Origin of the sequence: Vibrio sp. 1CM23M (assembly GCF_023161755.1) — a bacterium.
Taxonomy (GTDB): Bacteria; Pseudomonadota; Gammaproteobacteria; order Enterobacterales; family Vibrionaceae; genus Vibrio; species Vibrio coralliirubri.
Genome location: NZ_JALNTR010000003.1, coordinates 171,155 through 197,464 on the forward strand (window position 1 = coordinate 171,155; position 26,310 = coordinate 197,464).

Annotated in this window: 22 protein-coding genes; 14 read left to right on the plus strand and 8 right to left on the minus strand. The window is 44.1% G+C overall.

Annotation, left to right across the window (positions count from 1 at the left end):
• Positions 1-81 precede the first annotated feature (81 nt).
• Positions 82-1,503, minus strand: a complete 1,422-nt coding sequence (locus MSG35_RS11760) for an aspartate aminotransferase family protein (RefSeq protein ID WP_248384000.1) — start codon at positions 1,501-1,503, stop codon at positions 82-84.
• A complete protein-coding gene (phnW, locus tag MSG35_RS11765) occupies positions 1,503-2,606 on the minus strand; it encodes a 2-aminoethylphosphonate--pyruvate transaminase (RefSeq protein WP_048608835.1) in 1,104 nt (367 codons plus the stop codon). The genes MSG35_RS11760 and phnW overlap by 1 nt, the downstream gene beginning before the upstream one ends.
• Positions 2,607-3,006: 400 nt before the next feature.
• Here phnW and MSG35_RS11770 point away from each other — a divergent pair, with 400 nt between their 5' ends.
• The 6 genes from MSG35_RS11770 to MSG35_RS11795 all read left to right on the plus strand — a co-directional run bounded on the left by MSG35_RS11770 (position 3,007) and on the right by MSG35_RS11795 (position 10,443).
• Positions 3,007-4,017: a putative 2-aminoethylphosphonate ABC transporter substrate-binding protein gene (locus tag MSG35_RS11770; RefSeq protein ID WP_017079669.1), complete on the plus strand. Its 1,011-nt coding sequence runs from the start codon at positions 3,007-3,009 to the stop codon at positions 4,015-4,017.
• Between the two features lie 120 nt (positions 4,018-4,137).
• Positions 4,138-5,559 (plus strand): FAD-dependent oxidoreductase, encoded by a 1,422-nt coding sequence (locus MSG35_RS11775; protein ID WP_248384001.1) that lies wholly within the window; start codon positions 4,138-4,140, stop codon positions 5,557-5,559.
• A 227-nt stretch (positions 5,560-5,786) separates the two neighbouring features.
• Entirely contained in the window at positions 5,787-6,896 is a 1,110-nt protein-coding gene (locus MSG35_RS11780) for a putative 2-aminoethylphosphonate ABC transporter ATP-binding protein (protein WP_048608831.1), read from the plus strand.
• A gap of 6 nt (positions 6,897-6,902) precedes the next feature.
• The gene (locus MSG35_RS11785; protein WP_248384002.1) at positions 6,903-8,627 is read left to right on the plus strand and encodes a putative 2-aminoethylphosphonate ABC transporter permease subunit; all 1,725 of its coding nucleotides are present in this window, start codon (positions 6,903-6,905) and stop codon (positions 8,625-8,627) included.
• A 67-nt stretch (positions 8,628-8,694) separates the two neighbouring features.
• A complete protein-coding gene (gene phnR / locus MSG35_RS11790; protein WP_102433816.1) occupies positions 8,695-9,399 on the plus strand; it encodes a phosphonate utilization transcriptional regulator PhnR in 705 nt (234 codons plus the stop codon).
• 141 nt (positions 9,400-9,540) lie between these two features.
• A complete protein-coding gene (locus MSG35_RS11795; protein WP_248384003.1) occupies positions 9,541-10,443 on the plus strand; it encodes a multidrug transporter in 903 nt (300 codons plus the stop codon).
• A 133-nt stretch (positions 10,444-10,576) separates the two neighbouring features.
• On the opposite strand, the gene MSG35_RS11800 is transcribed toward MSG35_RS11795, so the two are convergent.
• The 3 genes from MSG35_RS11800 to MSG35_RS11810 form a co-directional block, all read right to left on the minus strand.
• Positions 10,577-11,359: a siderophore-interacting protein gene (locus MSG35_RS11800; RefSeq protein ID WP_248384004.1), complete on the minus strand. Its 783-nt coding sequence runs from the start codon at positions 11,357-11,359 to the stop codon at positions 10,577-10,579.
• Positions 11,360-11,559: 200 nt separating this feature from the next.
• The gene (locus MSG35_RS11805; RefSeq protein WP_048616933.1) at positions 11,560-13,038 is read right to left on the minus strand and encodes a peptide MFS transporter; all 1,479 of its coding nucleotides are present in this window, start codon (positions 13,036-13,038) and stop codon (positions 11,560-11,562) included.
• Positions 13,039-13,453: 415 nt separating this feature from the next.
• Positions 13,454-14,824, minus strand: a complete 1,371-nt coding sequence (locus MSG35_RS11810; protein ID WP_048612939.1) for an L-serine ammonia-lyase — start codon at positions 14,822-14,824, stop codon at positions 13,454-13,456.
• Between the two features lie 356 nt (positions 14,825-15,180).
• Here MSG35_RS11810 and MSG35_RS11815 point away from each other — a divergent pair, with 356 nt between their 5' ends.
• On the plus strand, positions 15,181-16,059 hold the full coding sequence (locus MSG35_RS11815; RefSeq protein WP_248384005.1) for a YdcF family protein: 879 nt from the start codon (positions 15,181-15,183) through the stop codon (positions 16,057-16,059).
• 4 nt (positions 16,060-16,063) lie between these two features.
• Here the strand turns inward: MSG35_RS11815 and MSG35_RS11820 are convergent, their stop codons facing one another.
• Positions 16,064-16,741 (minus strand): hypothetical protein, encoded by a 678-nt coding sequence (locus MSG35_RS11820; protein ID WP_248384006.1) that lies wholly within the window; start codon positions 16,739-16,741, stop codon positions 16,064-16,066.
• A gap of 211 nt (positions 16,742-16,952) precedes the next feature.
• Entirely contained in the window at positions 16,953-17,207 is a 255-nt protein-coding gene (locus MSG35_RS11825; protein ID WP_017079683.1) for a DUF333 domain-containing protein, read from the minus strand.
• Between the two features lie 302 nt (positions 17,208-17,509).
• Here MSG35_RS11825 and MSG35_RS11830 point away from each other — a divergent pair, with 302 nt between their 5' ends.
• The 5 genes from MSG35_RS11830 (at position 17,510) to MSG35_RS11850 (ending at position 23,111) form a co-directional block, all read left to right on the plus strand.
• The gene (locus MSG35_RS11830) at positions 17,510-18,028 is read left to right on the plus strand and encodes an NUDIX hydrolase (RefSeq protein WP_017059522.1); all 519 of its coding nucleotides are present in this window, start codon (positions 17,510-17,512) and stop codon (positions 18,026-18,028) included.
• A gap of 508 nt (positions 18,029-18,536) precedes the next feature.
• Complete coding sequence (locus MSG35_RS11835; RefSeq protein WP_248384007.1) at positions 18,537-20,300, plus strand: ABC transporter ATP-binding protein; 1,764 nt, start codon at positions 18,537-18,539, stop codon at positions 20,298-20,300.
• Complete coding sequence (locus MSG35_RS11840) at positions 20,294-22,078, plus strand: ABC transporter ATP-binding protein (protein ID WP_248384008.1); 1,785 nt, start codon at positions 20,294-20,296, stop codon at positions 22,076-22,078. The genes MSG35_RS11835 and MSG35_RS11840 overlap by 7 nt, the downstream gene beginning before the upstream one ends.
• 233 nt (positions 22,079-22,311) lie before the next feature.
• Positions 22,312-22,578 (plus strand): hypothetical protein, encoded by a 267-nt coding sequence (locus MSG35_RS11845; RefSeq protein ID WP_017082440.1) that lies wholly within the window; start codon positions 22,312-22,314, stop codon positions 22,576-22,578.
• A gap of 98 nt (positions 22,579-22,676) precedes the next feature.
• A complete protein-coding gene (locus MSG35_RS11850; RefSeq protein ID WP_248384009.1) occupies positions 22,677-23,111 on the plus strand; it encodes a hypothetical protein in 435 nt (144 codons plus the stop codon).
• A 77-nt stretch (positions 23,112-23,188) separates the two neighbouring features.
• Here the strand turns inward: MSG35_RS11850 and MSG35_RS11855 are convergent, their stop codons facing one another.
• Positions 23,189-23,704, minus strand: coding sequence for a cytochrome b/b6 domain-containing protein (locus MSG35_RS11855; RefSeq protein WP_282449874.1), 516 nt, complete (start codon positions 23,702-23,704; stop codon positions 23,189-23,191).
• A gap of 276 nt (positions 23,705-23,980) precedes the next feature.
• Here MSG35_RS11855 and MSG35_RS11860 point away from each other — a divergent pair, with 276 nt between their 5' ends.
• Together MSG35_RS11860 and MSG35_RS11865 are read left to right on the plus strand one after the other, a co-directional pair.
• Positions 23,981-24,820 (plus strand): alkyl sulfatase dimerization domain-containing protein, encoded by an 840-nt coding sequence (locus tag MSG35_RS11860; RefSeq protein ID WP_048612948.1) that lies wholly within the window; start codon positions 23,981-23,983, stop codon positions 24,818-24,820.
• 161 nt (positions 24,821-24,981) lie between these two features.
• Positions 24,982-26,238, plus strand: coding sequence for a peptidoglycan DD-metalloendopeptidase family protein (locus MSG35_RS11865; RefSeq protein ID WP_248384010.1), 1,257 nt, complete (start codon positions 24,982-24,984; stop codon positions 26,236-26,238).
• Positions 26,239-26,310: the final 72 nt, after the last annotated feature.

The window sequence follows — 26,310 nt, forward strand, 5'->3', positions numbered from 1 at the left end:
CGTGTCCTATTTCTGTTCTCTCCCAGCTCAAGTTGTTCTGGGAGATGAATGATTGTTTTAAGTTATTGGTTAGATGATGGTTTAAAGGTACTCGAAGTCTTTGCAGACTTTTGCTATCGCTTTTTCAAATACAGACAGAGCGACTTCTAGTTCGCTTCGACTGATGATCAATGGTGGGCTCAACTGAATCACATTACCTTGTGACACCTTGAAACTCAGGCCATCGTTTAGACATTGGTAAAGTACTGCTTCCGCTTCATCGAAAGCTCGGGTTTTGGTGATATGATCGGTGACCAATTCCACCCCCCAGAGCAGGCCGATGCCGCGAACGTCACCAATGACTGGGTACTTCACTTTCATTTGAAGCAGTTGTTCACGCACGAATGCGCTGTCCGCTTGTACTTTTTCAAGTAGGTTTTCTTGCTCAATCACTTCCATGGTGGCGAGTGCTGCCGCGCAACCAATTGGGCTTTTTTCATGGGTGTAGTGCCCAAGAGAAACTTGCGCTGCCGTGTTGTATTTGTCTTTAGTGATCATGGCTGCGATTGGTACTAAGCCGCCGCCAAAACCTTTACCGATACAAAGAATGTCAGGCTCGATATCAAAAGCTTGGTGAGTGAACCATTCGCCACTGCGACCCATACCGTTTGGAATATCGTCGATGATCAACATGACGTTATGCTTATCGCAGATCTCACGGATGCGCTTCCAGTAAGCTTTGCTTGGTACTTGAACGTCTGTGTTACGCACTGCTTCGGCAATGAAGGCACCAATGCCACCTTCTTTTTCAATCACATACTCAAGGTAATCGGCGTAGTGCACATCACATGCAGCCTCACTTTCACCGCCTGCGCTTTGCCCGCGAAGCGGAAAAGCACCACGATAGGAAACCGCTGGTGGAATGCGTTCTACGCCAGCCATTAATGGCCCCATGCCTTCGCGGAAACAAGCTTCGCCACCCACTGAAATGGCATCGAGTGACGCGCCATGGAATGAGTCCCACAATGACACTACTTTGAAATTGTTGGTGACATGTCGAGCAAGTTTTAGCGCCATGCTGATCACTGATGTGCCACCGGGAGCAAACAACACGCGATTCAAATCACCACCGCAGATCTGTGTGAGTTTCTCAGCACACTGAACCGCAGTTTCATTGGTGAAGCGACGTGGTGAAAATGGCAACGACGCCATTTGCTGAGTCACTTTATTGATGATGTGGGGATTACCATAGCCTAGTTGATGAACATTATTCCCGTGAAAGTCCATGTACTTTTTGCCCGTCGCATCTTGAATGTAGATGCCTTCGGCTGCTTCAAGTGTGTCTAGGCAAGGCGTTGACATGGCTTGATGAAGAAACACGTCAGAGTCACGTTTTAACATCGCTTGAGTCGCATCATCGTTTAGCGATTCGTTCCATTTTTCGCGTGCTGGCGTGGTGTTCACATCGCCTTCGCTTCGAAAGTGTGTGGCCTTTAGAATCGGCTCTTGATTGGTCGTCGTCATTATTTGATGTCCCAGTACATAGCGTTTTTCACTGCGCCAATGAGAGCTTCAATGTCTGACGGGTACACTTCACCGATGTTACCGATTCGGAAGCAGTCTGCGTTTGAAACCTTGCCCGGGTAAATCACAAAACCTTGTTCTTTCAAGCGGTCATAGAATTCCTTGAATTGGTAATCGCTATGAGTTGGAGAATAGAAAGAAGTAATGATAGGTGAATGAAGATCATCATTAAGCAGTGGCTCAAAGCCAAGAGAGCGCATACCTGCAACCAAGGTAGTTTGGTTGGTTTGGTAGCGATTATGACGAGCTTCGATACCACCTTCTTGCTCCAATTCAAGTAGAGCTTGGTAGAAAGCACGCACTGTATGAGTTGGAGAGGTGAAGCGCCACTTACCATGGTTGCTTTCCATGCAGTGCCATTGGTCAAACAGGTCAAGGCTTAATGAACGAGCTTGGCCTTTGCATTTTTCCAGTTCCGATTGCTTCGCAATAACAAAGCCGAATCCAGGTACACCTTGAATACACTTGTTCGCCGAGCTGATCATGTAATCGATACCTAAGTCAGCAATATCCATAGGGATGCCACCAAAACTCGACATCGCATCTAGAATGACGGTTTTGTTGTGCTGTTTTGCCAATTTGGCGATGTCTTCGATTGGATTCAACATACCCGTAGTAGTCTCACAGTGCACAATCGCAACGTGAGTAATGTCTGAATCCATAGCCAATGCCGTCTCCATTTCGTTCAAGTCAGGCTGTGATGTTTCACCTGGGGAAACGACATGGCATGGAATGTTTAAGTATTCTGAGATTTGAGCAATACGAGCACCATACGCACCGTTGTCAACAACAAGAAGCTTGCCGCTTTTTGAGATAACGCTACCGATTGTTGCTTCAACTGAAGCGGTGCCGCTACCTTGCATTAGTACGCTCGTATAACCCGTTTGCTTAGTCGCCAAAGTCACTAGCTTGCTACGAATCACTTCAACAACGTCTTTGTTGTATTCATCATCCCAAGTACACCAATCTTTTAGCATCGCTTGGCGAACGGTTTCAGAAGTAGATAGAGGACCCGGTGTCAGTAGTAGGTATTCGTTTCTCATGTTCAATTCTCGTGATTTGTATTTTGGACTATACCAGTATTTGCGGTTACTTTAACAACCAATTTAAACGGTCGTAAATAGCCCAAACGTTATTTTCACAAAAGCTTCATATTCAAATTTGTCACTTGTGTTGAGAAATTTTCCGATCTTTAAATTGCCATTTTTTGTTCATTTAACCGTCATAAAAGTCGATTAGGTTAATACACGTCATCTGGTACATACCAATGTAAAGGCGTGTACTAACAACCTAAATGAATTTATGGATATAGGCGCCTCTTGATGAGGCTTCTAATTTAAGAAACGTTAAACCTTGGTTGCTTCTAAACCTAGGCAGCTTTAAACCTCGATAACTTTTAATTTTGGCAACTTCTCACTTTAGAGTTGAGCCTGACTGGAGAAAATGATGAAAAACCGTTTTATGAAAGGATCACTTGCAGCTTTAGTAACTCTACTAGCTGGTAACGCTTATGCAGCACAGGAAGTGACGGTTTACACTGCTTTTGAAACTGACATTTTAGCTAAATACAAAAATGCTTTCGAAAGTGAAAACCCAGACATCAACATTAAGTGGGTGCGTGATTCAACAGGGATCATGACGGCAAAATTATTGGCTGAGAAAAACAACCCTCGCGCAGAGGTAGTTTGGGGTCTTGCGGGTTCTTCAATGGCATTGCTTAAAGAAGAGGGCATCCTGAAACCTTATACGCCTCAAGGTGTAGAAGCATTACGCGCTAACCTTAACGACCCACAGTCTACTCAAGCTTGGTATGGCAATGACGCATTCTTCAATGCAGTTTGCTTTAACGAAGTGGTGGCTAAGCAATTGAACCTACCGGCACCTAAGTCTTGGGATGACCTAACGAAGCCTATCTACAAGGGCCACATTGCTATGCCAAACCCAGCGTCTTCTGGTACAGGCTACATGCAGGTTTCGGCTTGGCTACAAAACATGGGTGAAGACCAAGGTTGGAACTACATGCAGAAGCTAGATCAAAACATTGCTCACTACACGCATTCAGGCTCTAAGCCATGTGTTCAAGCGGGCATGGGCGAAGTCGCTATCGGTATTTCTATGGCGAGCCGTGGCGCTAAGCTGAAAACTCAAGGCGCTCCACTTTCAGTGATTACGCCTGAAGGCATCGGCTGGGAATCTGAAGCGGTAGGCCTTGTTAAGCCTTCTGATGCAGCACAACGTGTTATCGATTGGTCTATTTCTAAAGCGGCAAATGAGCTTTACATCGAAATGTACCCAGTTGTTGGTCACAAAGATGTGACAGGCAAAGCAGAGAACTTCCCTAATGTAGAAAAGAACATGGCAAAAATGGACTTCGCTCGCATGGGCAGCGAACGTGCTGACGTTCTTAAAACATGGTCTGAGAAGTTTGACGCTAAATCAGAGCCAAAATCTTAATCTGACGACCTATTCAGTTACTTAACTATTTAGTTCATTAGAAGTTAGAAATCAGCAAAGGAAGGCTTCGGTCTTCCTTTTTTAGTTTTACGCCTTTAGGTTTTAAGTAAGGTACAACAAATGACAAAGCACTACTCATATTGGTTCAAGCAAGCGTTGGAACAAGAGTTTGGCAATATCAATGCGGGGCTAGTTTCGGCTAAGCCGCTCCAAAAAGACGTCAACTGTGATACCGCCATTGTTGGCGGTGGCTATACGGGTTTATGGACGGCGATTTTAATCAAACAACAGCAACCCGAAAAACATGTTGTCGTGATTGAAAAAGGCCTATGTGGTAGCGGTGCTTCTGGTGCGAACGGCGGTTGCATGTTGACGTGGTCAACTAAGTATCCGACGCTGAAAAAGCTCTATGGAAAAGAACAAGCGAAATGGTTGGTTAAGGAATCGGAAAAGGTTATATACGAGATCGAAGCCTTCTGTAACGAACACAAGATTGACGCGCATCTATATCGCAGCGGAACTTACTACACGGCGACCAATGAAGCTCAGAAGGGTGGAATGGAGCCAGTTGTTAATGAGCTGGTTAAGCAGGGTATCAATAGCTGGAAGAAGTGCGACAATTCTTTAGCTGATAAAGCGGGATCTGATCGCCATATTGAGGGTTACTACTCAGAAGCTGCGGGTAGTGTGCAGCCAGCGTTATTGGCTAGAGGTTTACGCCGAGTGGCGCTCGAACTGGGTGTCGAAATTCACGAAAACACAGAGATGACATCACTTGATTATGGAGCCCCGGCTCGAATCCAAACCAAAGGTGGCTCTGTTTTTGCCGACAAAGTGATTTTGGCACTCAATGCATGGATGCTCGATCACTTTAAAGAGTTCAAACGCAGTATAGTGGTTGTTTCTTCAGATATGGTAGTGACCAAGCCTATTCCTGAAAAGCTCAAGCAATTTGGCCCAGAGAAAGGGGCGGCGGTGGTGGATTCGCGTATCTTTGTCCACTACTACCGAGATACCCAGGACGGACGACTCATGTTGGGCAAAGGCGGCAATAAATTCTCGTTTGCCAATCAAGTTGAAAGCATGTTTAACCAAACGACCAACTACCTGCCGATTCTCTATCAATCTTTCCAAAAACTGTTCCCTAAACTGGAACAAAGTGAATTCGATTACAACTGGTCGGGTGGCTCAGATCGATCGGTAACAGGATTGCCATTTTTCGGTAATCTAAAAGGGCAAAAAAACATCTATTATGGGCTTGGTTACTCAGGTAATGGTGTTGCTCAAACTCGCATGGGAGGCAAAATTTTGTCTTCAATGGTACTCGATATCGACAATGCTTGGACACGAAGCGGTTTAACTAAAGGCCCATTAGGACACTTCCCGCCAGAGCCATTCCGTTGGGTAGGTGCGATGATGGTTCGTGATGCGGTACGAAGAAAAGAGAACGCGGAAGATTCGGGTGACACGCCATTGTGGCTAGATAAACAGTTATCCAAACTCGCAGGTGCGGCGGGCAAAGCCGACAAGGTTGAATCATAGATTAATCTAGCGTTTAAATTAGAAGTTTACATTTAGGCTCTCAGTGATTTATGGGCAAGTCACTGAGGGCTTACAACGTTGAACGAACTGTTAATGCTGAACAAATAGCAATCTTTAATGCTTATTATATCTGCAATATAACTGTCATTTAGCTACTATAAATTTGTCACTCAACTGCAATATTCTCAGTTTAAATTTGGTATATACCATATAGAGAGTGCTGTAGTATGAGCAACCAAACTTATTTGAATATTGAAAACGTTGTAAAGCAATTTGGCCAATTTACAGCGTTAAAAGACATCTCCCTATCGATAGATAAAGGCGAGTTCGTCTGCTTCCTTGGCCCATCTGGCTGTGGAAAAACCACCTTATTACGTGCGATTGCAGGTTTAGATTTACCAACATCAGGCTCTATCGAGCAAAATGGTAATGACACGACCTTCTTACCACCAGAAAAGCGCGACTTCGGCATTGTGTTCCAGTCTTACGCTTTGTTTCCAAATCTCACTGTGGAAGAAAACATTGCGATTGGTCTTAAAAACCAAGGCATGTCGACCAAAGAAGCCCTTGAGACGGTTGAGTCTTGGTTAGAGACGATCGGCTTACCAACGTCTGGTCAGAAATTTCCAAATCAGCTATCTGGTGGACAGCAGCAGCGTGTTGCTCTTGCTCGCGCATTGGCTCTTTCTCCAGGCTTGTTGCTACTCGATGAACCGCTTTCTGCGTTGGATGCGAAGGTAAGAACACACCTACGTGATGAGATCTGCCAACTGCAACGTAAGCTGGGTATCACCACTATTATGGTGACGCACGACCAAGATGAAGCATTAACGATGGCAGACCGCATTGTGGTGATGAATCACGGTGTTATCGAGCAAGTGGGTGCTCCTCAAGAGATCTACCAAAAACCCGTCAGTCGTTTTGTGGCTGAGTTTGTCGGCAGTATGAATTTCATTCAAGCTTCTGTTGCAGCTCAAGGCAAGATGCGCATTGCTGAGTCAATGCTGCCGTTACCTGGCTTAGATAATCTCACGCCAAATCTGGGGGATGTTTTCGATATTGCCGTTCGTCCAGAGCAAATCCAGTTTGTTGATCGTTTTAGTGAATCCTTACCTGTGAGAATCGTATCAAGTGAATTCTTAGGGGCGTTTTATCGTGTTGAGTGTCAATTGCAACATGACTCAACGGCGAAAGAGATCATCGTTGATGTACCCGTCAAAGAGTTCAACCGATTGAAGCTGCGTCGCAGTGATATTCGTTACGTGGCGTTTGATCAAGAAGGCCTTAGAGCTTACCCATCGAAAAGCCTGCAAGTGATGAAAGACGAGGCGGCGTAAACAATCATGGAATCGACTCAAATGATGCAATCTAAGCTGCTAATTCAACGACGAGTACAACCTTTTCTGGCTCGGTTAAGCAAAGACAACGTAATTCTGTTTGGGCTGTTGGCCTTTTTGTCTGTAGTTATGACGTTGTTTATCCTGATGCCACTGTGGGCGATGTTGAAAAAGAGTGTTCAGAACGCAGACGGTGAATTTGTAGGTTTACAGAATTTCGCAACGTATTTTGCGTCTCAAAGCCTATGGCAGTCGGTAGGTAATACGTTCACGCTCGGGTTGTTAGTGACCGTTGTTGTGGGTGTCTTAGCGTTTGGTTATGCCTATGCGCTAACTCGTTCATGCATGCCTTTTAAAGGATTTTTTCAAGTACTGGGTTCTGCGCCTATTCTTGCTCCGTCACTGCTTCCCGCAATCAGTCTTATATTCTTATTTGGTAACCAAGGTATCGCTAAAGAAGTCTTGGGTGGCAACTCGGTTTATGGCTTGATTGGTATCTCACTGGGCTTGATATTCTGGACGTTTCCACACGCCTTGATGATTCTGACCACCTCATTAAGAACCTCTGACGCTCGCCTTTATGAGGCAGCACGTGCACTCAATACTTCATCGTTAAAAACCTTTTTCATGGTGACGTTACCTGCGGCAAAATACGGCTTGATCAGCACCCTGATCGTTGTGTTTACGCTGGTGGTTTGTGACTTTGGTGTGCCAAAGGTGATCGGTGGTAGCTACAACGTGTTATCGACTGACATCTTTAAGCAGGTGGTTGGTCAACAGAATTTCTCTATGGGTGCGGTAACCAGTATCTTGCTGCTATTGCCTGCGTTGCTTGCGTTTACCGTTGACCGCTGGGTTCAAAAGAAACAGAAGAGCTTGTTTGATACTCGTTCTGTCGCGTACCAACCTGAACCTAGCACGCTACGTGATGGCTTATGTTTCCTTTATTGCACCATCATCTCTGCTGCTGTGGTTATCGTGTTGGGCATGGCGATATATGGATCTATGGTCACCTTCTGGCCTTGGAACAAAGCGCTAACGCTAAACAACTACAACTTCGCAGAAATGAGTACTTATGGTTGGGCGCCATTCTTCAACTCTTTAACGCTTGGTGCTTGGACTGCGATAATTGGTACTGTTCTGATTTTCCTAGGTGCATACTGTATTGAGAAAGGTCGCGCCTTCGGTCCTGTTCGTCAAGCGATGCAAATGCTCAGTGTTGTACCGATGGCCGTTCCGGGTATGGTGCTGGGCTTGGGGTATATCTTTTACTTCAATGATTTGAGTAATCCACTCAACTTCTTGTATGGCACGATGGCGTTCTTGGTGATTAATACCGTGGTTCACTACTACACGGTAGGGCACATGACTGCGTTAACGGCATTGAAACAGCTGCCTTCGGAAATGGAGGCAACGGCGGCTTCGGTAAACTTACCGCAATACAAGCTGTTCTTTAAGGTGACGGTACCCGTTTGTCTGCCAGCGATTTTAGATATTGCGACATACCTGTTTATTAATGCACTTACCACGACATCTGCGGTAGTATTCTTGTATTCTACCAATACGATTCCAGCGTCAGTATCAGTACTGAATATGGACGATGCGGGTCAAACCGGTGCAGCAGCAGCCATGGCGGTGATGATAATGATATCTGCAGCGAGTGCGAAGTTGATTCATATGTTAATCAACAAGTTATTTGAGAAGCGCACCCAAGCTTGGCGTAAACGCTAGCGAACCATTTATATTTCAGTTGGCCAAGGAGTGGCTGGCGACAAGAACAAGAATGAAAGGAAATGAAGTGCAGTACGTAAAAATCAAAGATGTCATCGTAGAGCAGATAGAGTCGGGGATGTTAACACCACGACAGAAGCTGCCTGCAGAACGTAAGCTGGCTGAATCGTTTGATACGACTCGAGTTACCTTACGCGAAGCCTTGTCTTCACTTGAAGCGGAAGGGCGCATTTATCGAGAAGACCGACGTGGTTGGTTTATCTCTCCTGATCCGCTTCGTTATGATCCAACACAAACGCTGAACTTCACCAACATGGCTCTATCGCAGAATCGTAAGCCGAAAACAGAGTTGGTGGCGGCGAAAGGCATGTTAGCAACCAAGGAGGCGACTAGACTTCTTGAGTTACAACCTTTCTCGGACGTTTATCGAGTAGACAGAGTTCGTTACCTTGAAGATAGGCCGGTTGTGTATGTGACCAACTACATTCGACCTGAGTTGTTCCCTAACTTGCTTGATTATGACTTGTCTAAATCGTTGACGGACATCTACCGTGAGCATTTTGGTGTGGTGTATCAGAAGATCCGTTACCGAGTGAGCACAACGTCTTTACTTGGCGAGACAGCGCAAGCCCTACGTGCGACTTCTGGCTCACCTGCAATGGTTGTTGAGCGTGTTAACTACAATCAAAACGGCGATCTGATTGACTGTGATATTGAGTATTGGCGTCATGATGCGATCAGTATTGAGTCAATCGCGCAGCTAGAGCGCTAGTCATACGTTAGAACGCGTACATATCTGTAACTCTTTGGGCTTGCCCAATTGAATCGATCAAAGGTCTCTTACCAAGAGGCCTTTTTTATCACCCGTTTTCAGCGACGGCTTTTATAAGTCAGTTAATAAGTTAGGAATGAAATGGAATTTTCTGCCATCGTCATCGTGATAATTTCGGCTCTGCTTCATGCGGGTTGGAATGTTCTAGGTAAATCTAATCAAGGTTCGGGGTCGTCTTTTTTCCTTGCTTCTGGCTTTGCCGCTGCCGCGATCTTGACTCCCTATTTGATTTGGTACGTTTACAGTGTCGGCTTTGTGAACATCACGCTCCTATTCTGGCAGCTACTTCTTTTAAGTGGTATTTGCCAAATCATCTATTTAATCGGCTTAGGTATAGCCTACAAGCAGGCCGATATTGGGGTGATTTACCCAATGGCACGAGCACTGCCTGTGTTGATGGTTGGCTTAGGTACGGTGTTGATTGGATATGAGTTGTCGCTTAATCAATGGCTTGGTTTTGCATTGATCACATTAGGTTGTTTGTTTGTCCCACTTAAGCAATTTTCTGAACTAAGGCTCAAGGCCTACCTGAATCTTGGCGTACTGTGGGCGTTAATCGCGGCCATCGGTACTACGGGTTATTCGATTATTGATAAAGAGGCGCTTCTATTATTAGAGCCCTTAAGCACACCTAGCATTACCAATAAACACACGGCGATTTTCTATTTGGGTATTCAGTTTTGGGCAATTGTGCTTCCACTGAGCCTGTGGTTGCTCGTGTCGAATCAAAGAATCGAATTTCATAACGCTTGGTTACTACGTAAAAGAGCAACACTTGCGGGCATTATGATGGCTTCGACCTATGGCTTAGTGTTGTTTGCGATGACTATGACAGAGAACGTCAGCTTGGTTGTTGCACTTAGGCAAGTGAGTATCATTTTCGGCGTAGTGATGGGGATCTACTTTTTAAAGGAAAAGTGGCACGCGACTCGCGGTGTAGGCGTCTCTCTAATTATTGCTGGCTTAGTTATCTCATTGACTTAAAAGATCGCCTGAGTGATTGGGGATTTGTGAATAGGTATCTCTATTAAGTTAAATCAAAAAACGCCCTTAGCGAAACAAACTTTGTTAAGGGCGTTTTCTATTTTCTAGCAAGAAGATGTATGGCGTAACAGGCTTAACCCGCTAAATCTTGAGCATCTTGCTGTTTCAACACTTTGTGACCATCTTCAGTGACGCCACGTTTCCAGTAGCTGCTGATGTAGATGTTCTCTTTTGCAACTTCTTTTTCGTTGCGGAAGTATTGTCTCAGCTCGCGCATGCTTTCGAATTCACACGCTGTCCACACTGACACTTGGCCTTCTAACCACTCTGTGTCGCGCACGGTTTGTGCAAGTGACTCTGAGGTTTCATCTTCAATCAACCAGGTTACTTTGATGCCTTGAGGGGTTTCAAGTGCTTGTTTATCTGCCGCTGAGTTGATCTGAATGACAGCGTGACCCGTTGCTGTTTCTGGAAGCGTTTTTACTTTTGCAGAAAGCGCAGGTAGGGAAGTCATGTCTGCAACTAAGAAGAACCAGTCTGACTCTAGATTAAGACCTTGAATTAAACCTGGGCCAGCCACTGAAACCGTGTCACCCACTTTTGCATTCATTGCCCATCGAGCAGCAAAACCACATTGCAAATCTGTAGTGATATGGCGAACAAAATCAACTTCAATCCATTGTTCTACAGGATTGTACTGACGAATGGTGTAAGTGCGCATGGTTGGGCGCTCACCTTCGTTTAGCTGGCTTAAATCAGTTGTGCCGAGTGGCGAGAATAAAAGCTTGATGTAGCCGCCGGCACATTCTGTTGGGTATTTACTTAATCCCTCACCGCTAAGCGTTATGCGCTGCATGTTTGGAGTAATTGTTGAGGTTTGAGTAACGGTTAATGTGATAGGGCTAGGCTTGCTCATATAAGGCTCTCTTAGATTTTGATTTCCACATCATAATCCTGAACTAAAAAACACTCAATACTAATAGTTATCATTTACTTTGATTTACACATGTACTACCTACTTATACGGCAGATCCTATTAAGAAATAGAACCGACAAAAAAAGAGCCCTTTAGAAAACTAAAGGGCTCTTAGGATTGGTTTGACTCAGCGAACAGAATTAGCTGTTTGCTTGCTCTAGTTCAATCGTTTCGTCAGCAGCTTTTGCAGCTTCTAGCATCTTACGAATAATGAACGATGCTGCCATTGCGATACCTACCATCACGACTGCAAGAACAGTCAGCATTTGGAAGTAATCACCGTAAACCGTTTGCACGATCTCTTGTGTGATCTCTTGACCTTTCTCTAGTGCAATAGACGTTGAGAATACCGCACCAACAATGCCTGACAGTGCGATAGCAACAGAGAACAAACTTACTGAGAAGTTCTCGATGTGCTTAGGCGCAACAGACAGGATGAAGGCTACAACCATTGAACCTACAATCACTTCACCGAATGCTAGGAAGAAGTGAATCGCTAGGAAAACTTCTGGGCGGATCAGAACATCGTCACCAACTGTCGTTACTGCCATCGTAAGGATACCGAAAGCGATAGCCGTAAGGATGAAAGAGAAACCGACTTTGGTTGCAGTTGAGAAGTTAATGTTTTTCTTTTCTAGGTTAGAGAAGATACCCGCGATGATAGGGCCAGCAACCATACACCATAGTGGGTTCATTGCCATTGAAGCTTCAGGTGCGACAGGGATGAAGCCAAATAAATCGCCACGCATTGTGTTGATCGCTACCATTGTCATCGAAGTCATCATCTGACCGTAGTACACGAAGAAACATGTCGTCAGGAATGTGATGATTAAGATAGTGCCCATTTTTAGCATGTCTGATTTCTTCGATTTCATCATCAAAGAGACAAAGTAGATAATCGCTGCACCACCAATTGCGTATACGATGTTTTGGCCAATATCCATGTTAGAGAACATGAAGAACACCAAGCCGATCATTGCTGCAGAAAGACCAAGGAAGGCTGCCCAGTTTTTAGTGCTTACTGGTTTTTGGTCGATTTCAGCACTTGCTTCAACAAGGCCTTTGCGAACAAAGATCATCATCAGAAGCGCAGCACCGGCTAGAACCGCTGAAAGAAGGAAACCACCGTGGAAACCAACAACAAGCACTAGCATTGGGAACAGGTATTGGCCTAACAGAGCACCAATATTGTTTACTGAGTAGTTGATTGGGTAGCAGTTCTCAAAATCTTCTTGAGTTTTGAACGTGCGTTTGTAAAGACTTGGGTAAGAAGGGGACATCAAACCACGTGCATAACTTGCTAACGCAATACCACATAATGCCATCGGAACATTGGTTGCTGCTGCACCAAGTACCAGTAGAACGTAACCACTTGCGAACCCTAGGAAGGCAATGGTTAAAGATCGGTAAGCGCCTAAAAACTTGTCGGCGATAAAGCCACCCGCGATAGCAAATAGCGGTCCGATTGCAGAGAAAGCACCAACAACCATCATGGTGTCGGCTTCATTGTAGTTCAGATCTTCAAGGAAGAAACGAGTCAAGATCACCATGACGCCATAGAACGAAAGTCCGAACATCATTTGGCAGAACATCATTGATTTGTTTAATCTATTCCACATTATTTTATTCTCACGTTTGTATTAATATGTAGTGTAATTACCCGATTATAATATCATTAGCAGTAATACATAAACTGAAACATCTGTCCCAAACAGAACTTTACTCGATATATCTTTTCTTATGAGTACATTCATATTTCTCATGAATGAAATTTGCAACGTTAGATTTTGCTAGTGGATGCATAGCGGTGTGAAATTTAGCCATCATCATTTGTGGCTAAGTAATGAACTAATAAAGGGAAAGTTAGCGATGATCATTCTGTAAATGATTTTGAATGAGTATCACTTTTAATTGGCTGTTGGGCTTTGGCCAATAAAAAAGCCAGCGTGGTGGCTGGCTTTGTTGAGATATTGAAAACTAAGTTTACAAGAATGCCGTCTCTATAGAGGCTTTCTCCACTCGTGTCTTTGTCTGTTATTCACACGGTGGTGCCATGTGGATCACGGCTAGGCCGCCTAGAGAAGTCTCACGGTACTTCTTGTTCATGTCTTTACCTGTTTGGTACATGGTTTCGATAACCTTGTCTAACGAGATAAGACACTTGCTGGTACGTTTCAACGCCATACGTGATGCATTGATCGCTTTCATTGCACCCATAGCATTACGTTCAATACATGGCACCTGAACAAGGCCACCGATCGGATCGCATGTCATGCCCAGTGAGTGTTCCATCGCGATCTCAGCCGCAATACAGATTTGCTCGTTGCTACCACCACGTAGGGCAGTTAGGCCAGCAGCAGCCATTGATGAAGAAACGCCGACTTCACCCTGACAACCTACCTCTGCGCCAGAAATCGAAGCATTGGTTTTGTAAAGGATCCCGATTGCTCCAGAGACTGCCAAGAAGTCTTTAAGCTGCTTAGTGTCTAGCTCTTTGATGAAGCGATGGTAGTACATCAATACCGCAGGAATAACGCCAGCAGCACCGTTGGTCGGTGATGTGACAACCTGACCGCCCGCTGCGTTTTCTTCACTTACGGCAAAGGCAAATAGGTTAATCCAATCCATGATCTCCATTGGATCGTTTTCAATTGAGGCATTTGCTTCCAGCTTTTTAAGCAGAGCAGGTGCTCGACGAGTGACTTCTAGGCCGCCATCAAGAATGCCTTCGGTGTCAAAGCCACGCTGCATACACAGAGACATCACCTTCCAAATTTGGTCGGCTTTCTGGTCAATCACATCCATACCTTGGAACGACACTTCGTTACGCAGAATTAAGCCACCAAGGCTCAGTCCTTGTTGTTCGGATAGTTCAAGCAACTGATCAGCAGAAGAGAAAGGGAACTCAACTTGTGTTTCTGCTTCCTGTTTGCCGTTTTGTAGCTCATCAGCGGTTGCGATAAAGCCACCACCAATCGAGTAGTAGGTTTCCATATCCAGAAGACTGCCGCTTTCGTCAAAGGCAGAGATAGTCATGCCATTTTCATGCAACGGAAGGTTAGTTTTGTGGAAGAGAAGGTCGCTCTCTACATCGAAATGAATTTCATGGTTACCGCTAACCAATAGAGATTTATCTTCAATCGCCTTACGCATTGCTTGGTTAGCACTGGTGATTTTAATGGTGTCGGGGCGGTTACCTAGCAAACCTAACAAGGTCGCTCTGTCTGTGTGGTGACCAATACCCGTCAATGATAACGAGCCGTATAAGTCGATTTGAATACGCTTCACTTGCTTAAGCTGAGCATCAATTTTTTGGGTAAAGTTAAACCCAGCGATCATTGGTCCATTTGTGTGGGAGCTGGATGGCCCAACCCCAATTTTGTAGATATCAAAAATAGACAGCATAGTAACTTCCTGTGAAGACGGTTCGATGGACGAACTCTGTGTAAAATTTGTATTTAGTTAGTTTCACTTCTTTGAGTGAACCTGTTCTTTGGTTGAAACAGTTATTCGATTGAGCGTATTCATTGATTGAAAGGGCTCTTTTATCGACTAGTGCTAACAAGCATAGAGCGATGAAATACAAGAGCGTGCTATGTTTGCTGTAAAGCGACACGTCTATTCTTGTATTGCCTAAGATGTCGCTATCAATAGTGAGCATTATTGCGAGCAACATATAAGAATTTCAAAATACTTTTGTTAACAAGTATTGTATACATAATTCACTCCATCCAATCCCCAAAACGAGACTTGAACATAAAATGAGCATTAATCACCTCCTTATTGTGCTGGGTAAGCGACTTAATGAGAATAAATTGACTGATGAAGGGACCAGTCGAGTTGATGCTTTGGTTGAGTATCTGGCGGAGCCTTTGGCAGAAGAGTCGAATCAGCAAACTGCGGTAGCATTTTGTGGTGGGGTAACAAAAGGGCAAACACTGTCTGAAGCCGATGCGATGCACCAATATTTTAGGAAGCTTGAAAATCAGCGAGAACATCCGTTTTCCTTAGGGGCGATTTTACTCGAGCAGCATTCGACCAATACTGTCGAGAACATACAGAACTTGGCCTCAGAGATGATTAAAAGCGGGCTGTTTACTCGCGGGCAGAGTGTGCAGGTGACATTCGTCTCTAATGACTACCACTTACAACGTATATTCGAGATTCAATCGCTCATGGACGAGCAAGGTTTGCTTAAAGTTCTCATCGAGAAGTGTTCCGCACTTGGGGTGGATCTGCAAATAGATCGCAGGTTGGAGGCTCATGTTGCGGTGCCATACCCACATCAAAGTGCTCAAGGGCAATTGTTTCTGTTGATGGACGTACTGACGACCTACCGAGTTTATCTTGAAGGTGTTTGTGCGGGCGCATTTAAGCGAGATTTAGATTTGGTTAGACGAGAGCCAGAAAGACTGTCTTTGGAAGCATTGATAACTGCCAAGGAGCTCGTTGGACGTTCATCTGACTTTGACATTGTGGATAGTTTACTCCCAGCATTGGAGCGCTGTATCCAGCAGACTTCAGCGGGTACCGATGTAAAAAAAGTCAGGGAATACCTAGCTCTACTAGATACTAACCTGACTTTATTGAATCGTTATTTAGACCCGGAATCGGATCTCACACATCGCTGGTGGCGATAGGTGATTATTTCTTTCTCGTGATGCCAATAACGGTCTTTAAGCTCGCAAAGGCAATCAGACAGTAAGCTAGAAGCTCAGTGCCTTCTTCAGCGATGTTTTTAACCGCTCGAACGTAATCATCGCCCATAACATTGTGCCAGAAGCTGCCCATGCCAAATAGGCGAGAGAACACCAACAGAAGCATCACGCCTGTTACTAGCAAGTTCATGTGTGGGGATGCAAGAATAAGCGCAAGCTGATCAATGGTTCGTTTACCATTTTTAATCGCGTAGAAGATTGCGCTACCAGCAACTAATAGGGCAGGGACAACCCAAGCGCCATGTACAATCTTGTCGAACCAAAAGTCCATTTCACGAATAAACATCACACCGAAAAATGCATTGATGAGCATAGCTGCATGCTTAACTTCACGCTTCTCTCTTGATAGATAAGCAAAAGACCCAGACGCGATAATAAGCAGTAACTGTTGCAGCATCTCAGTCACCGAGACCTCACCAACATTGCCATTCAACAATACAAAATCAATTCGAAGCGCAAGATTTGCGACAATACCAATCGCTAAAACAACGAGAGCGGTTTGGCAGCGTTTGTAGATCACTTGAGATGTCGACTGAGAAAGGGTGAACTCAGGCAGTTCAAATGACATTTGAGTTTGTTCTTTCGTTTTTGATTGGCTTTTCATAATAATTCTATGTGTAAAATTTTGTAACAGGCGGGCATTCTATCGGCCTAGGTTAGGCTAATGTCAGAGCTATGTCAGGAATAAAACAGTGTTCAATTGGTGTGTATGTACGGTAAACCGCTGCCTTATGGCAGACAGTTTACGTAACATAATTGAATTTTTAGGGGGAGGGTTTTAAAGCTTTGAGATTGGAAACTTGTAATAGAAGTGATTACTTTTCAGTTTCTTGCTCATGGTTATTGCGGTAGTACTCCCACTGTTCAATGCGCTCGCCGTCATCGAATACACAGTAAGTTGTACGCTGATTGTTTTCAGTAACCGTGTCTAATTCACCGTCCTGTTGAACACAATAAACCGCTGCTGGGTTAGCGACTGAAACACGTTGGCCTTCGCTATATTCTGCATAGTCGTTTGCACAACCGCCTAATACAACGGCACATACAGCCATCAAACCAATTTTCTTCATGTCTATCTCCTACGTGATAACTCTATAATCGAATGCGTTAAGTTCTACAGAACCAAATGAGAAGCTCTATGAAATTAGTATATTTTAGATTTCAGAAAAGGTTGTCCTAATTTAGTCAAGATATTGAAATAGGTTGATATTTCTTCATGTTTAACAATTTTTTGAGTGTTAGATCAAGCTAAGTGGATTCAAGTTACCGTTGGAATATCCCCGTCCGATCAGTTCTTGTTGGCGGTTGTGAACCTCGAATCTATTGATGATTATGATATGATGCCGCCAAATTCAGTAGAGCAGTCAGAATCATGAGACACCTAAAAACAACCATCCACCCTGATATCGACCATCTAGACAATAAAACGGTCTATAAGCGCAACGCTGCCCGTGCCATTGTATTAGATGGTGAAGACATTCTGATGCTGTATACAGAGCGTTATCACGACTACACCATTCCTGGTGGTGGTTTGGATGAAGGGGAAGATGTGATCGCAGGTATGGTTCGTGAACTCGAAGAAGAGACTGGCGCGAAGAATATTCATAGCATCAAGCCGTTCGGCATTTTTGAAGAGTTTCGTCCTTGGTACAAAGACGATGCAGACATGATGCACATGATTTCTTACTGCTACTCATGCAAGATCGATCGTGAGCTTGGTGAAACGGCTTACGAAGATTATGAAGTGAAAAACGGGATGAAACCGGTCTGGATGAATATCCATGAAGCGATCGCTCATAACGAAAAGACGATGGCAGAGAGCCCTAAAAAGGGCATGAGCATTGAGCGGGAAACGTTTCTGCTGCATTTGATTGCCAAAGAGATGCTTTAGCCGTTATCAATACTTGGGGCTGTTGACCTTTCGAGCTGGGTTTTGCAGCATCTTGTGGGAAATTTATACAAGGAAGAGGTTTTGACGTGTAGTTGGCCTACATGAAAAGCCGATAACGCAGTAGAAATGAACCACAAGAGCTGCCCGAAGGGTTCGCGCTAGGCGCCCCCACAAAAATCGTTTTATGCTTTGTTGAAGAATATTTGCTTAGAATGACTAGGCTACATACTCTTCGCCGCGCCTAAAACGATTTTATATCGAACAAAACTCAACCACGAAAGGTCAACAGCCCCAGGCCTGCTAAGCTATTTATTTGCCGCCACTTTTGGCGGCAAAGTTGTTTCTAGCAATGCTTAAATTTAATACCCAAAACTAATTATTGAATATGGTTGATATTGTCAACTAAGTGTTTTTGATGTATCTTTACCTCAGCGATGAACCTATCTAGCTTAACTGCCCGGTTATATCGTTAAATCTCGCTGTGAGCCTGCCCTAAACAAAGAATACTATGAATAAAAGACAGTTTATTGCCCATTATCTGCGCATGAATCGCACCTCGTACTTATTGGCGATTGTGTTCATCTTTCTCGTCAACTGGTTACAAGTAGAGATCCCTCGCTATATCCAATTGGCGATAGATTTGATTGATGATGCCTCTTTAACTGGCCATCAACAGCTTCAAACCTATGTTTGGATTGTGGTCGGGATGTCGGTTGCCATGGTGGTGGTGAGAATTTTGTCTCGTATTTATGCGCTTAACCCGGGGCGAATTACAGAGGCTGCACTCAAAAGTACCCTTTTACAAAAGCTGAATCGCTTACCAAGCAGCTTTCACGAACGCTTTGCTTCGGGTCGACTGATCTCGATTATCAACAATGACCTTAGTGGTATTCGACTGCTGTTTGGTGTCGGCTTTTTGCAGTTCTTCAATGCGTTGCTTGCGTTGTCGCTGACGCCTCTTTACATGTGGCGTATCTCACCAGAATTAACGCTTTATTCGATCATTCCTATCTCAATCGCTTTTGTGATTTTCCGTGTGGGCTTCAAGCGTATGAAAATACTGCATTTAGAGCACATGAAGCGCCTACAAAATCTGTCTGCTCAGCTAATGAGTTACCTGTCTGGGATTGATCTGATTAAGAGCCAGCAGATGTCACCTTGGGTGAAAGCTGAAACTGAAAAACTGAACCAGTTATTGCTGGAATGCCGCCTTAAAATTACACGCATTCAAGTCTTCTTTATGCCGGTACTCGACTACGCTAATGACCTGATGAAAATCATCATTCTTGGGCTTGGTGGCTACATGTTAATGAGACAGGAACTCACACTTGGTGAGATTACCGCCTTTCTGACTTACTCAGTTTTGCTCGCTATGCCATTGATGCAACTTGGCAGAATCGCGACCATTTATCAGCGAGGCATGGTCGCGATTCAAAGTGCACAAACCATTCTTAATGCCAAAGTACCAGAGCTAGATGAAGATAAGCTTACTGAATTAGATGTTGAATCGCTGAAGGGAAAAACGTTTTCCGTTCGCAATCTCAGCTTCAGCTATTCAGGTGAAGAACGCGTGATTCTCGATGACATCAGCTTTGATATTCCAGCAGGTAAGAAAGTGGGTGTGTTAGGCGGGATCGGAGCGGGTAAAACGACATTAGTGAACTGCTTAAATCATCACTTAGATGTACCAGAAGGTTCGGTTTTCCTTGGTGAAAGAGATGTCACTAGCTTCTCGCGCAGTGATTTGCGCCGTTACGTGAAAACCGTGACTCAAGACCCTTACCTGTTTTCAGCAACCGTCGAAGACAATATCCGCTTTGGTAGCTTGGATACCGATCTGGCAAAGAGTCAGGTTGATGAAGTGCTAGAGCTCAGCCAGTTGGCCAGTGATGTGACGCGTTTTGAACACGGCGATCAAACCTTAGTCGGTGAGAAAGGGATCATGTTGTCTGGTGGTCAGAAGCAGCGCTTAAGTATTGCGCGTGCTTTATTGCAACCCACCGATCTGATCATCATGGATAATGTTCTATCGGCTGTCGACTATGAAACAGAACGTAAGATCTTGGAAGGCTTGTTTAAGCGTTTGGAAAATCAATCGGTTCTTGTGGTTTCACACCGCGTTAATGCTCTTGAATATATGGATGAAATCATCGTGTTGAATGAAGGGAAAGTGATCGCGAAGGGCGACCACGCCACGTTATTGAAAACCTGTGATTACTATTACGATACATGGCAACTACAGCAGAATGAAACGGAGGTAGTGGCATGTTAAAAGGTGTTGATCTCAAGTACCTCAAGCACTTTTTTAAGTTTGCTAAGAAATACAAAGGCTCTGCGATTCTGGGTATCGCTATGCTTCCTCTTTCTGTCATCACGAGTTTGTTGTTTCCTTGGTTGATTATTCAAGTTATTGATGTTCACCTGAGTCACGGGGATATGGATGGACTGCTCGAGTATGTCTTCTATCTCGTTGCCGTGCTGGTGGCGAGTTATGTGGTGGATACCACCTATTCGTACAACCTGCGTAAAACCGGGCAATACACGATAACTGACATGCGCTCAGTGTTGTTTGCTCGCGTGCTTAAACTGCCGCGCAGCTATTTTGATAACACACCGATTGGCGTAACGCTTTCACGATTAACCAGTGACTTGGAAACCATCGGCGAGACGTTTGTTCAGTCGGTTGTAGGGCTAGTTAAAGACAGCATCAATACCATTGCTCTGTTGGTGATGATGTTCTTCATTGATTGGCAGTTAACGATGATTGTATTGATCATTATGCCGCCAGTGATGTATTTGACGGTGTATGTGAGAAACCGACTTCGTGCTCTCTATAAGGTGACTCGTTCTTCTCTCGCTCGCGGTATTGGCTTTTTGCAAGAAGTCTTATTTGGCATGAAAACCGTTCAGATGTACCGAGCAGAAGAGCAAGTCGAGCAACGCTACCAAGGCTATACCGATGAGTTTTTAAGAGCGCAGAAGAAGATCAATAAATACGATGCGATTTTGTTCTCGTTTATCTCCGGCATCACCTCTATCACCATCGCGATTATGATCTGGTATGGCTCTGAGCAAGTGTTAGAAGGGGCGCTCACCTTGGGTGTGCTGATTGCGTTCATCAACACCTTAGAGAAAGTGTTTGTTCCGATTCGTGACTTTACTTCGCAGATCGCTTCGATTCAGAGTTCATTTGCAGCGTTTGACCATATTGAAGAGCTGTTTGTTGAGCCGACTGAAGAAGAAGGGCGCAACCTGTTGTCATCTAACAAGGTTGAGAAGCAGCTTGAACAGTTTGTGAGCCTAGAGTTTAAGAACGTAAGCTTCCGCTACAAAGACGACTCTCCCTACGTTCTAAAGAATGTCTCGTTTGTATTGGAGAAAGGGCATCAAATCGCGCTTGTGGGTTCGACGGGCTCGGGCAAGTCGACGATTCTGCGTCTGATCTCTAAAACCTACCAAGAATATGAAGGCAGCATTTTGTTGAATGGAATAGAGCTGTCACAGATCTCAAGTGAAGACTCGGCTCATTTGTTCTCAATGATGATGCAAGACGTGCACTTATTTGAAGAGACCATCCAATTCAATATCGCGCTGGGTAAAACGCATCTATCTAGAACTGAGGTTGAACAGGCAGCGCGCTATGTTTATGCCGATAAGTTTATTGAACAATTGCCACAAGGTTATGACTTCCACTTGGAAAAGAACGGCTCTAACTTGTCTGTAGGGCAAACGCAGCTCATCTCGTTCGCTAGAGCGGTTGCACAGGGGGGGCAATTGATGATGCTTGATGAGGCGACCAGTTCGGTAGATTCAATCACCGAAGACCTGATTCAAAAAGCAATGCAGCGCCTTTTCAAGGAAAAAACCGTGATTGCGATTGCACACCGTTTGAGTACCGTTCGTCACTCAGATACGATTTTGGTGTTGGAAAAGGGTGAAATTGTTGAGCAAGGTAATCATCAACAGCTGGTGGCGCACAATGGTATTTATGCTGGCTTGTTACAAGAATCGATTGTAGAAACGGGCGATCCTCAAGCTACGGTAGCCTGATTACCTCAAATCAGGCTGTTGCTTTCGAAAAGACGAATTGGTCTTGTCTATGCTTCATCAATTTCTATTGTTTTCTAATATTCCCAATAGGTTAGGGAAATTAAACATATTTTTCGATTATTAATATGTTATGATCTCCCTACTACTAAAGGGGTGCCTTCGGGCATCGGGATGTATGCGAGCAAAACTTAAGTGCTTGTGTCAGTCACTTTCTGGCGAATATGGAATCGAAGATGTTGTTGGAAGAAGTTGTAGAAATTATCGAATTAACCGACTCAGACCATTTATCTCAAGCAATGGAACTGTTTAACGAGCATGGTTTTGTTGATGCTGAGTCTTTACCTTTTATGAATGTTGTTTTTGAAACAGCACCGGATCACCTTGCGAAGAAGTTGTCGCAGATTGGTTTTAAAGGTTTAGTGCAAGTCGAAAAGAATGAAGATGCATCGGGCTTCACCATTATTGATGCTGACCGTGTTCTGCTGAAAGACTCTGCTTAACTGTAAGATTCTTCTTAATGACAAGAATAAGATTCAGCTTAGTGAAAAGACTCTATCCAGTTCAGTAACACCCGTTATGATTATTTGAGGTTAACACAGTGACAACAGCAACCGTTTCATCAACAGAACAACACATTTCCAATGAATATGCGCTTTTAGGTGCATCGTTATTAGCGTCTCAAAAAGTTGAGTTGGCTCTGTTCAGTGTGATCTCTAAATTAGCTAAAGCCCTATCTAAAGAGCAGCAACAGTCATTAGGTTTGGATTTGGATACCTTTTTAAGGGAGAAGCCAAGTGAGCAAGCTGCTACGTTGAGCTTGTACGATCAAACCTTTGGTGAACAGCTTCCGTTAAAAACAAACGAAATTAACGACTTTATCTACCACAGAAATCTTGTGACTCGTGGATTTTGGCGTGTGACTGGCGCTGATGTTAAAGGCGGTGAGAAGCTTACTAACCCAGAACTTTATTTAAAAGAGTTCTTAGCCAAATGCGAATATTGGCAAGTGATGATAGATACTCACAACAAGTAATCAAATTGAAAGAAGAAAGCCATAGCGAACATGCTATGGCTTTTTTGTTTGTGCAAACCGTCTTGAATTCTCTGAATCTAGAGCATCATCTTCAATACATAGTTCCTAGAGACAAAGTGGTGTTTAAGTGCGGCACTGATATGCAGCACAATTAAACAGGCTAGGGCAATACAACTGGCACGATGTAAATAGAAAAAGAAGCCGTTGATTGCAGAGTCGGTAATTAGATTATTTACGCTCACTAACCAAAATAAAGAGTACGGTTCTTTTAGCATTAAGTAGCCGGTGCTGAAAACCATAAACATCACAAGATACATCAAAGAGTGTGCAAGCTTGGCAACGCATTTTTGCCCTTCAGGCACAGAGGTTGGCATGCTTGGCGATGAGCGAAAGTGGCTCCAGATATAACGAACCACAAGCAGTGGCGTCGCAACGGTCGCCAATGACATGTTGAGCACTGACAGAAAAGAAAACAGCTCTGGATGATTGGTGACATAGTGCATCACATATCCTGCGATTGTTGCATAGATGATTACGGAAGCCATTACCCAGTGCAGTACACGGCTTACTAAATCGTATCGTGGATTATTCAAATTAACCTCGTTCTGATCGTTATTAATATAAGATTCATCTCGATGCAATAAATCAATTCTCGGTATATTCGCATCGCGAATTAATTATATAGAACAGTATTACGCGGTATTTTTATAATTTAGAAATTAATGATGTTGCTTCAGGTGTTTTATAATTATCAATGATGTTTTAGAGTGTTAATTCCAATATGGACATAGCAAACTTGTCGACTTCCTAGCTTGTATGCCTATTACGAGATACAGTTAGTCTAAAGATAAATATATAAGGAATGTATAATGCTTCGAATCTTATTGATTGCAGTTATCTCGGTGTTCAGCACGATGAGTTTTGCAAGCGAAGAGGTTAAGTACTCGGAACAAGAGTATTTGGATAGACCGCTGATGGAACGCTATATCTTGGATGAGTTGAAGCAGCTTCGAATGGAACAGCAGGATCTTGAAAGACGCTTGACCATTCAGATGACTGACCGGGAACTGACTGTGGCAGACAAGTCTCTGAATTACGCCAATGTAACCGTAACCTACTTCTTCTACATTATTGCCGGTGTTGCCTCCCTAATTGCACTGGTGGGTTGGCAATCGCTCAAAGAGTTGAAACACACCACTAAAGAGATGGCAGATCGACGACTCAACGACATTGCCCAAGATTATGAGAAGAAGTTTAACCTTCTTGAAAGGGATCTTAAGCGCAAGACTCGAATCATCTCAGAGAACAACCGAGAAATCGAAATCATCAATGAGATTCACAACTTGTGGTTGAGGGCTCAGAATGTTCAAACTGCCGAGCAAAAAATTGAAATCTACGATGAGATCTTAAAAGTTCGCCCGGGTGATTTGGAAGCACTAACTTACAAAGCTGATGCCGCAATGGACATGCAGGAATACCACTGGGCGATGAGCTTATGTAATCGCGTGTTAGAAGTGGACGATCAAAACGCTCACGCCTTGTATCAACGTGCTTGTGCTTACGCAAGGTTAGGTGCTGAAGGTCAAGCGATCGATGACTTAGAGCGCTCTATCGAAGCCAGTGGTTCAATGCGAGAGCTATTAGCTGATGAACCTGACTTTGAGATGCTGCGCGGCTTAGAACGCTTCGAAGCACTTCGTGAAGAGTAATATTAGGTAAAGATCCGTGTTAACTAAGGTGGTGGGCTTTGCATGCTCACCATACTTTCACACCTATTGCGCTATGGTTTCTTACATTTCATTTATTTTTTTGATTGAATTGTTATGTTATAACACTTTCTAAGTTCCTCGTTATAACCGCTAAGTATTTTATGAAGTTCCTCCGTATTGGTCTGATCGTTACTGCGATCAGCGCATTTTCCCTTGCTGCTTTGCTCTCTTTTCACTCCGAACCAGCACCAGAAATCTCTATAAAAATAACACCTTATCAAGATTCTCAACCGAATGATGAGGCAGCTATCGACTCGCAAGCGACTCCCAACTCTTTGGTTAAAGTCCATTATTTTGTGAAAGTTGGCGATACACTAAGCAACATCTTTTCGTCATGGCAACTGCCTTATGGAACCGTTCAAAAGGTGATGGAAGCGGATCTGGAGTCTTTGAAACTCGACACAATAAAGCCTGGTGACCATCTAGAGTTGCTTTTGGATAGTGACTCAAAACAGCTTGTGGAGCTGATTTATCACGAGAGTCTGGTTGAGCAAGCTGCTTTTACTCGAAACGATGATGGTAGCTTTACCTATAAATTCCACGAGATCCCAGGCGAATGGAAAGAAAAACTCTATGCGGGTAGTGTCCACGGTAGCTTTTCAACATCGGCATACAAAGCAGGGCTGACGACAGCTCAGATAGCCAATATTACTCGCACGTTGAAAGATAAAGTTAACTTCGCTCGTGAGCTGAGAGCAGATGACAGCTTTAATGTATTGGTCAAAGAGCAGTACACGGATGATCACCTAACGGGCAAAACAGAAATTCAAGGTATCTCTATTCAATTAAGAAACCGAGAAGTCGCAGCTTTTCTAGCACCAGATGGTCTTTTTTATGACAGAGAGGGAAATAGTCTAGAGCAAGCCTTTGATAGATACCCAGTCGACAGAAAATTCCGAAGAATCACTTCTTCGTTCAATCCGACACGAAGACACCCAGTAACTGGGCGAATCTCACCGCACAATGGTACTGACTTTGCGACACCTGTTGGTTCACCTATCTACTCAACAGGTGATGGTCGTGTGGTGGCACTTCGTGACCACCCGTATGCTGGTAAATATTTGGTGATTGAACACAACAGCGTATATACGACGCGTTATCTTCACTTGAGCCGCTTCTTAGTTAAGAAAGGTCAGCAAATTAAGCGAGGTCAGAAAATTGCGTTATCGGGTGCTACTGGTCGTATTACTGGCCCGCACTTGCACTTTGAGGTATTGGTTCGTGGTCGCGCCGTCGATGCGATGAAGGCTAACTTACCAATGGCAAGCTCAATTATGCCTAGAGATAGAAAAGAGTTTTTGGCTCGAATTGCCTCTTTTGATGCCATGCGTTCTGAGCACACAGATCGCGCGAGTTAGAGATATTTAAATCTAACTTGGCAACGCATATAATCACGCCCCTTAGTTAGCGATTTAGCTAAGGGGCATTTT

What these genes read in the sequence shown, in the direction of transcription:
- MSG35_RS11760 (WP_248384000.1), bottom strand. Translation starts at nt 1,503, where the DNA reads ATGACGACGACCAATCAAGAGCCGATTCTAAAGGCCACACACTTTCGA.
- phnW (WP_048608835.1), bottom strand. Translation starts at nt 2,606, where the DNA reads ATGAGAAACGAATACCTACTACTGACACCGGGTCCTCTATCTACTTCT.
- MSG35_RS11770 (WP_017079669.1), top strand. Translation starts at nt 3,007, where the DNA reads ATGATGAAAAACCGTTTTATGAAAGGATCACTTGCAGCTTTAGTAACT.
- MSG35_RS11775 (WP_248384001.1), top strand. Translation starts at nt 4,138, where the DNA reads ATGACAAAGCACTACTCATATTGGTTCAAGCAAGCGTTGGAACAAGAG.
- MSG35_RS11780 (WP_048608831.1), top strand. Translation starts at nt 5,787, where the DNA reads ATGAGCAACCAAACTTATTTGAATATTGAAAACGTTGTAAAGCAATTT.
- MSG35_RS11785 (WP_248384002.1), top strand. Translation starts at nt 6,903, where the DNA reads ATGGAATCGACTCAAATGATGCAATCTAAGCTGCTAATTCAACGACGA.
- MSG35_RS11795 (WP_248384003.1), top strand. Translation starts at nt 9,541, where the DNA reads ATGGAATTTTCTGCCATCGTCATCGTGATAATTTCGGCTCTGCTTCAT.
- MSG35_RS11800 (WP_248384004.1), bottom strand. Translation starts at nt 11,359, where the DNA reads ATGAGCAAGCCTAGCCCTATCACATTAACCGTTACTCAAACCTCAACA.
- MSG35_RS11805 (WP_048616933.1), bottom strand. Translation starts at nt 13,038, where the DNA reads ATGTGGAATAGATTAAACAAATCAATGATGTTCTGCCAAATGATGTTC.
- MSG35_RS11810 (WP_048612939.1), bottom strand. Translation starts at nt 14,824, where the DNA reads ATGCTGTCTATTTTTGATATCTACAAAATTGGGGTTGGGCCATCCAGC.
- MSG35_RS11815 (WP_248384005.1), top strand. Translation starts at nt 15,181, where the DNA reads ATGAGCATTAATCACCTCCTTATTGTGCTGGGTAAGCGACTTAATGAG.
- MSG35_RS11820 (WP_248384006.1), bottom strand. Translation starts at nt 16,741, where the DNA reads ATGAAAAGCCAATCAAAAACGAAAGAACAAACTCAAATGTCATTTGAA.
- MSG35_RS11825 (WP_017079683.1), bottom strand. Translation starts at nt 17,207, where the DNA reads ATGAAGAAAATTGGTTTGATGGCTGTATGTGCCGTTGTATTAGGCGGT.
- MSG35_RS11830 (WP_017059522.1), top strand. Translation starts at nt 17,510, where the DNA reads ATGAGACACCTAAAAACAACCATCCACCCTGATATCGACCATCTAGAC.
- MSG35_RS11835 (WP_248384007.1), top strand. Translation starts at nt 18,537, where the DNA reads ATGAATAAAAGACAGTTTATTGCCCATTATCTGCGCATGAATCGCACC.
- MSG35_RS11840 (WP_248384008.1), top strand. Translation starts at nt 20,294, where the DNA reads ATGTTAAAAGGTGTTGATCTCAAGTACCTCAAGCACTTTTTTAAGTTT.
- MSG35_RS11845 (WP_017082440.1), top strand. Translation starts at nt 22,312, where the DNA reads ATGTTGTTGGAAGAAGTTGTAGAAATTATCGAATTAACCGACTCAGAC.
- MSG35_RS11860 (WP_048612948.1), top strand. Translation starts at nt 23,981, where the DNA reads ATGCTTCGAATCTTATTGATTGCAGTTATCTCGGTGTTCAGCACGATG.
- MSG35_RS11865 (WP_248384010.1), top strand. Translation starts at nt 24,982, where the DNA reads ATGAAGTTCCTCCGTATTGGTCTGATCGTTACTGCGATCAGCGCATTT.